5 protein-coding genes are annotated in these 7,704 nt (G+C 71.0%); 2 read left to right on the plus strand and 3 right to left on the minus strand.

What is annotated here, in order from left to right; genetic code table 11:
* Positions 1–63 precede the first annotated feature (63 nt).
* Positions 64–1,320: an ATP-grasp domain-containing protein gene (locus ACZ5VQ_RS46355; RefSeq protein WP_469110273.1), complete on the minus strand. Its 1,257-nt coding sequence runs from the start codon at positions 1,318–1,320 to the stop codon at positions 64–66.
* Positions 1,321–1,635: 315 nt separating this feature from the next.
* On the opposite strand from ACZ5VQ_RS46355, the gene ACZ5VQ_RS46360 reads away from it, so the two are divergent.
* Together ACZ5VQ_RS46360 and ACZ5VQ_RS46365 are read left to right on the plus strand one after the other, a co-directional pair.
* Entirely contained in the window at positions 1,636–2,382 is a 747-nt protein-coding gene (locus ACZ5VQ_RS46360) for an SAM-dependent methyltransferase (RefSeq protein ID WP_469110274.1), read from the plus strand.
* Between the two features lie 208 nt (positions 2,383–2,590).
* Positions 2,591–3,310, plus strand: coding sequence for a peptidoglycan-binding domain-containing protein (locus ACZ5VQ_RS46365; RefSeq protein WP_469110275.1), 720 nt, complete (start codon positions 2,591–2,593; stop codon positions 3,308–3,310).
* Positions 3,311–3,364: 54 nt separating this feature from the next.
* On the opposite strand, the gene ACZ5VQ_RS46370 is transcribed toward ACZ5VQ_RS46365, so the two are convergent.
* Complete coding sequence (locus ACZ5VQ_RS46370) at positions 3,365–4,060, minus strand: alpha/beta fold hydrolase (RefSeq protein WP_469110276.1); 696 nt, start codon at positions 4,058–4,060, stop codon at positions 3,365–3,367.
* A 69-nt stretch (positions 4,061–4,129) separates the two neighbouring features.
* The gene (locus ACZ5VQ_RS46375) at positions 4,130–7,417 is read right to left on the minus strand and encodes a family 78 glycoside hydrolase catalytic domain (protein ID WP_469110277.1); all 3,288 of its coding nucleotides are present in this window, start codon (positions 7,415–7,417) and stop codon (positions 4,130–4,132) included.
* Positions 7,418–7,704 lie beyond the last annotated feature (287 nt).

The raw sequence follows: 7,704 nt of genomic DNA on the forward strand, positions 1-7,704 counted from the left end.
ACGAGGCCGGGGCTGTCCTGTCCTGGACGGCGGGAGCAGCCGCCCCCGAGCCGATCGCCGCGCTCATCGGGCGCTGACCCGCGGCCGCAGCCCGGACAGCAGCGACTCGACACGGGCCCGTGCGCCGAGCCCCTCCGCGTCACCCGCCATCACATGACCGAGGTACTCGTTGTTGCTCCCCGCGGCCTTGACCACCCTCCCCGGCTCGGCGAGCTGGACCTCCAACACGCCCTGGAGGTCGCGGACTTGATCGGATCCGTCGATCGACTCCAGCGTCCCCGCTGTGTCGGGCACCAGGAAGCCGACGGCGGCGCTGCGCAGCCCGGTGTCGCTCCGGCGCAGGTCGGGGGCTCGGCCGAGAGCGACCTCCACGCAGGCCGCGGCCAGGTCGAGTCCGGTGACGTGCCGGATCAGCTCGGTGATGCGGTTTCCGGCCGGGCGGGGGTTGACCTCGACGAGGCGCGGACCGGCGGCGGTGAGCTTGATCTCGGTGTGGGCGACCACGGAGTCGAGGCCGAGGGCCTTGATCGCCTGCACGGCGGTGTCCTGGGCGGCCTCCGCGTCGACCGGGGCGAGCGCGGCCGGGAACATGTGGCCCGTCTCGATGAACGCGGGCGCTCCGCCGACGCTCTTGTCGGTCACGCCCACCACATGGGTCGAGCCGTCGAACGACACGGTCTCCACGCTGACCTCGGGCCCGTCGAGGAGTTCTTCGAGGAGGAGGACGGGCGCCCGGACCTGGCCGCGGGCGTTCACCGGAAAGCCCGCGATCGCCCGGCAGGCGTCCGCCAGCTCGCGCTCGTCGTCCACGCGCCGCACGAACATGCCCGCGCACAGGTCGACCGGCTTGACCACCAGCGGAAAGCCGAGTCGGCGCGCGGCCTCCTCCGCCTCGGCCCGGTCGGCGCAGACGGCGAAGCGCGGGCCGGGGACGCCGGCCTCGCCGAGGACGCGGCGGGTCGTGTCCTTGCGGCAGGCGTTCTCCACCGACTCCGGCGTGGGCCCGGGGAGGCCCAGCCGGGCGGCGATCCGCGCCACGGTCGGCAGGTAGTAGTCGCAGGACGTGACCACCCCGTCGAAGCCGAGGGCCCCGTGCAGGCGCTCGATCTCCGGCAGCAGGGTTTCGACGTCGTTCGTGTCGGCGGTCAGTACGTTTCGGGCCGCGAGCAGGGGGTGGGCCGTGCCCTCCGGGGCGGAGCGCAGGTAGTGGTGCAGATCGCGGGTGAGGAACGTGAACTCGTGCCCGCCCTCCCGGATCGCCCGTGGCAGCAGTCTGCTCATCGACCCGACCCAGCTCTCGACCACCAACAGATGAGCCACAACTCCCCTTTCGTGCATGCCGGTTGAGGTTCCGGGCACGCCAGGGGCGCCCCATGGCGGGGTGCGGACGACGTGACCGACGCACACGTTATCGACAATCATTTTCATTGTCATCTGATTGCCTGCCCTTTGTTGCCGACGCGGCAAAAAACCGTTGGACAGGGCCGGACGGGCGGACCTAGCCTCGCCCGGTCCGAGTGATGGTGTGCCTACCGAATGAGGTGCGGGAGATGACGGTCCTGACGAGCGCGGCCGCGTACGACGGGCTGCGTACTCCAGCCACCACGACCTCCTCGGACCGAAGGAATCCCAGAAGTGGATCTGCCACGTAGCTTCACCATCCGCGAGAGCGGACACCGCATTCACAACCCGTTCACCGGCGAGAAGCTGGCCACTCTCGGACGGGCCCTCGGCCTGGCTCCCGGGACGAGCGTGCTCGACCTCGCCTGCGGCAGCGGCGAGATGCTGTGCACCTGGGCGCGCGACCACCAGGTGACCGGCACCGGAGTGGACATCAGCACCGTGTTCCTCGCCGCGGCGCACGCCCGGGCCACGGAGCTCGGGGTCACCGACCGTGTCGCCTTCCGGCACGGGGACGCGACCGGCCATGTCGCCGACGAACCGGTCGGCGTCGCGGCCTGCCTGGGCGCCACCTGGATCGGTGACGGGGCGGCCGGCACGGTCGAACTGCTCCGCCGGAGCCTCGCTCCCGGCGGGATCATGCTGATCGGCGAGCCGTACTGGCGCCGGGAGCCCCAGGACCAGGCCACCGTCGAGGGCTGCCACGCCACCACGAAGGACGACTTCCGCCCGCTCCCCGAGCTGCTCGAACTCTTCGGCCGGCTCGGCTGTGACGTGGTGGAGATGGTCCTCGCCGACCAGGACAGCTGGGACCGGTACGTGGCGGCGCAGTGGCTCAACACCCGGCGCTGGCTCGACGCGCATCCTGACGACGAGATGGCGGACGAGATGCGCGAGGACCTCGCCACCGGACCCCTACGGCATGTCCGGTACCAGCGTGAGTACCTGGGCTGGGGCGTCTTCGCGCTGATGAACCGCTGACGGGTGCCGGGTGGGCTCCGTCGGTTCCGCGCACCGACGTGCGGAGGAGTTCACCCGGCTGTCGGCTTCAGGGGCAGCGGTCCCGTCGAGAAACCGGCCCCGTTCGGACGTCGTCCCGCCCGGGGGCGGTCAACTCGGCGGGCCGCTGTTGAACTTCCGGGCGGGGGTACCCGTATCACTCCTCAGTACCGCCCGGAGGGAGAGCAGGTTGTCGACACCGTCCGACCCACAACTGCCACCGAACCGGTCGGCGCTGGAACCGACCCACGTCATGCGCCGCCGCCGTTCCGGAGCCCTGTCGGAGCTGGTGCGGCAGGTCCAGGAGAGGGAACGCGACCCGGACGACGGGTACGAATTCGTCGCGGTCCGGGGAGCGGACACCGCCGCACTGCCTCGTACGGCGGAGGACGACACCCAGGAACTGCCGCCGTACATCGCCGACTTCGGCAGCGAAGACCACTACCAGGGCGACATCCGCGGCCGCCAGGTCGCCCGCACGACGGAGCACGGCCGTACGTCGCTGTTCCGCCGCACGGCGATCGCCATCGCCGCGGTGGCCGCCGCCCTGGCGGGATTCAGCGCGGCTCTCCTGCTCACCTGGGACCGCGACGCCACCGACGACAAGGCACAGGCGCCGCCCCCGGCCGCCTCGTCGGCCCCGTCGCCGTCCCAGCCAGCGGCCGCCCCCGACCCCGACGGCGCCGGAACTCTCCGCGAGGGCGACAGCGGCCCGGAGGTGAGCGACCTCCAGGAACGACTGCTCCGCATCCCCAACGTGTACGAGGGCGGCACGGCCTCCGGCCTCTACGACGCCACACTCACCGCGGCGGTGGCCCGTTTCCAGCTCTGGTACGGCATCCGGGGCGACGAATCAGGCGTCTACGGCAACGACACCCGCTCCGACCTGGAATCCCGGACTGCGTCCTAGAGCGGCGGAGCCGTGGCTCCAACTGCTGGTCCGTGTAAGTCGATTCCGCGTACGTCAGATCCAGCCCTCCATCGACTTCATGAAGCCGTCGAAGTCGTCCCGGTGGATGGTGTGGCCCGCGCCGGGGACCGTGCGGACCTCGAAGTGGCTCTTTCGTAGGTGGGTGGCGTCCTCGGGGCCGATGAGGTGGCTCGGGTCGGCGAGTTGGACCAGTGAGGGGACCACCGGCTGGGCGGGCAGGAAGCCGAGCAGGGGGCGGTCGCCGAGGAAGTGGGCCGTGTCGGGATCCCAGTCCGCGAGTGTGGCGAGTTCGATGTCGATGTCGGCCTCGTCCCAGCGCGGGTTGAGCCGGGCGATGTGCTCGCGGGTCGCGTGCCTGCCCGCGACGAACGCGGCCGCGTCCACCCGCCGGTCGGGCGCCGACGTCGCCCAGACCGGGTCGCAGTACACCGCCCGGCACGGCCGCAGCCGGTCGACGGCCAGCGAGAGCGCGAGCCCGCCCAGGGAGTGCCCTATGGCCACGTCGGCCCGCCCGCCCAGCGTGTCCACGAGGTCGCGGGCGAAGAGCGCCGGGCTGTACTCACCGCGAGGCGACGCCCCGTGCCCGCGCAGATCCACCGCGACCACCCGGTACCCGCGCTCGGCGAGCGCCGGTCCGACCCGCCGCCAGGTGCGGGAGTCGGACATGATGCCGTGGACGAGCACGGCGCTCCTGTCGCCGGATCCCCACGTACGGGTGTTGAGCTGCACGTCGATGCCCTTCTCGGTCCGAGGTCCAAGGCCGCGGTGAGCGGCCGCCGTTCTCGCCACCGACTCACATCATCCGGCGGCCCCGGCCCGGGCCACGAACTCCCAGCCGCCGTGGGCCACTTCATACACCACGAACCCCGGCTCCACCCGCACGAACCGCGCCCCGTCCGGAGCCTTCACCGCCGAGCGACTCGCCGCAGGCACGTACACCTCGGCCGTCGACCCCACCGGCGCCCGCACCGACAGCCGTGTCGAACCGTCCACGACCGACCACGCCGCCGAAGCCTCACCACGCACCGTACTGACCGACGTGCGGGCCCAGTTCACACCCGTACGGCCGTCCGGGCGGACCGTGAAGGTCCGGTACCCCGCGTCTCCGGGGCGCAGCCCGGCCACGTTCTCGTACAGCCACTGCACGACCGTGCCCTGGAAGTAGTGGTCGCGGGAACGCGAGTCGAGCGGCCACATCTCCCACATGGTGTCGGCGCCGTTGTCGAACCAGTAGCCCCAACTCGGGTACGTGCGCTGGGTTGCGATGGCGTGCGCCACCTCGGAATGACCCTGCGCCGACAACTGCCGCAACAGCACACTGGTGCCGAGCGCGCCGGTGTTGAGATGGTTGCCGCGCTGCTTGATGTCGGCGAGGAGCGAGTCGACGACCGTGGCCCGGGCGCCCGGCGGAACCAGCCCGAAGGCGAGCGGAATGCAGTTGTTGGTCTGCCGGTAACCGGGATCCTTTGCCGTGCGGTAGTGGCCGTCCGGGCCCAGGAAAGCCGCGTTGAACGCCTCCTTGAGCGAGGCGGCGGCCTTGCGGTAGCGGTCCGCGACCTCGGCGTCGTGCAGCAGATCAGCCAGTTCCGCCGTGTCGGTGAGCGCCCGGTGCAGATACGCCGTCGCGGTCAGCCGGGTGTCCTCGGGCGGGTTGCCGCCGTACCCCGGCGGCAGATAGTCGCCCAGCGCGGTCACCGCGAGCCCGTCCTTCAGCCGCGAGATCTCCCAGTCCAGATAGCGCGTCAGCGGCGCCCAGTGGTCGCGGGCCAGCCGCTCGTCCCCGTAGACGCGGTACATCTCCCGCAGCAGGAAGGGATACACCGTCGTCCACTCCGGCGACGGCCCGAGATCGCCGTAGCCCCAGCCGCCGCTCGGCACGATCACCGGCAGCTGCCCGTCCGGGTTCTGACTGTCCTTCAGATCACCGAGCCACTTCGACAGGAAGCGGTGCACGCCGAGCGCGTACGTCATCACGGGCGCGCCCAGCTGCGCGTCACCGGTCCAGCCGTTCTTCTCGTACATCGGGGTGTCCGTCGGGATGCCGTGCAGGTTGTTGAGGACCGTGCGCCGCATCGCCGCCTCCAACCGCTCGTAGAACGGCTCGGAGCACGCGAACGTACCCGTCTCCGCCACGCGCGTATGGACGACCCGGCCCAGCACCTGAGACGGCTTCGGCTTCGCGGGCAGCCCGCTGATCTGCACGTAACGGAAGCCCTTGTACGAGAACTTGGGCTCCCACACCTCGTCGGCGCCGCCGCCCGCGCACACGTACTCGTCGGTCTGGAAGCGGCCCGGCACGTGCCCGGTCTCGGCGTGGACGCTCCCGTCGGACTTCAGCTTCTCTCCGTGGATCAGGCGCACGGTCGTCCCGGCTCCGGCTCGTACGGTCAACTGTGTCCAGCCGGCCATCGTGCGGCCCATGTCGACGACGTACACGCCCTCGCTCAACTCCTCGACGGCGACCGGGCGTACGGTGTCGACGATCTCGATCGGATCATGCGGCTGCGCGTGCAGGGCGCCCTTCGGGGCCGCCTGCCGCTTGACCTTGCCCCAGCCGCTGTCGTCGAATCCGGGGCGGGACCAGGCCGCTCCGGGCGACTTGCGAGCGTCGTAACTCTCGCCCGCGTAAAGGGAGTTCGAGAGAGTCGGGCCTTCGGTGATCCGCCAGCTGTCGTCCGTGGCGACCGTGGTGCGGGAACCGTCGGGGTGGTCGATCTCCAACTGGCCGAGGAGCCGCGGCTCGCCGTGCCACGGAGGGCGGTGCCAGTTCCACACGTTCGGTGTCGTCATGCCGAAGAAGCCGCGGCCGAGGGTCACCCCGATCGCGTTGGCGCCCCGGCGGAGGTGGTCCGTCACGTCGTGCACCGCGTACAGCACGGTCTCGTCGTAGTCCGTGAAGCCCGGGTCGAGGACCTGGCGGCCGACGCGTCTGCCGTTGATCTCGGCGTCGTAGTAGGCGAGACCGCTGATGTAGAGTCGGGCACGCGCCACGGGCTTCGGGACGGCGAACTCGCGTCGCAGCAGCGGAGCCGGCTGCTCGGTCGCCGTGATCGACACACCGTTGCCCCAGGGCCCCTGCCCGTATGCCGCGAGCACGGCCGCCTCGGGCCACCCGCTGTCGTCGAACTCCGGCCGCTGCCAACCCTCTTGCTCACTCTCGGCGGAGCGCCACCCCTCACCCGTGACCAGTTCGACCGTGTCCGATCCGGTCTCCACGATGAGCCGTACGAGCAGTCCTCCGGGGTTGACGGAGGCGTTGCCGCGGTTCGTCGCCAGCGCGGCGACCACGATCGGCCCGGATCCGGCGGCCCGCACCTGCTCGGTGACGTCGACGAGATGGCCCTGCCGCCAGGCGTCGGTCTGCTCGGGCTGGTGCGCGACCTTCTCGCCGTCGAGATACAGGGTGAAGTCGTCGTCGGCCGTGGCGAGCAGCGTCGCCTTCCGGATCTCCCTGCCCGCGGCCGGTGTGAGCGCGCCGCGGAACCAACGGGGCCCGGCGGGCGCGCTGTTGGAGGTGGAACCGGGCGACCAGATCCAGGACGCGCCGTCGAACGTCGGCGGCTCCGGAGAGGCAGCCGCACCGATCCAGACCCCTTCCCAGGCATCCTTGGACAACGTTGTCTCCCACCAGCGCGGCGCACTCCACGCCGACGGCCGGCCCTCGCCGTCCCACACCCTGACGTGCCAGTGGTAGCGGGTGCGCGGATGGAGAGCCGGGCCGTCGTAGGTGATACCGACGGTACGGTCCGACGCGACCCGCCCGGAGTCCCAGACCGTGCGCCGCCCCTGACGCAGGCCCTTCTCGCTCAACGCCACTCTGACCTGGTACGCGCTCTGCCGGGCCCCGCGCCCCCCGGCGGCCAACTCCCAGGTCAGTCTGGGCTTTTCGACCTCGGTGCCGAGCAGTGTCTCGGCGTACTCGACGGTCGTGCGCTCGATCCGCAGCCGACCGGCCCCCGAGGCGTCGGCGGCCGTTCCCGCAGACGCGGCGGCGGTCTCGACGGCCCCGGAACCCAGAGCGGCTGAGACGCCCGCTCCGGCGACGGAGGTGCGGAGGAAGGCGCGGCGGTTCCAACCCTTGGTCATCTGTTGCCCCTTGGTTGCGTACATGCGTACATGCGTGCACGGATGCGGGTGACGAAGCGAGGAGGGTGTTTGAAACGATTCATTCGACTGTGAACGATCCTATGCAGTGCGACTGTCGGGCTTCAAGAGGCGTGCACGTTGTGGCCGTCGATGCGGCAGGGGGTGGTGAGGTCGGGGGCAGGTGTCTTACGGCAGACACCTCACGATGCCAACGCGTCAAGCTGCGGCGGCGAGTTCGGTGGGGAACGCGGCGTGTTCGTCGAACAGCTGGCGGTGCTGCAGGCAGT

This window comes from Streptomyces sp. NPDC033178 (assembly GCF_055577685.1).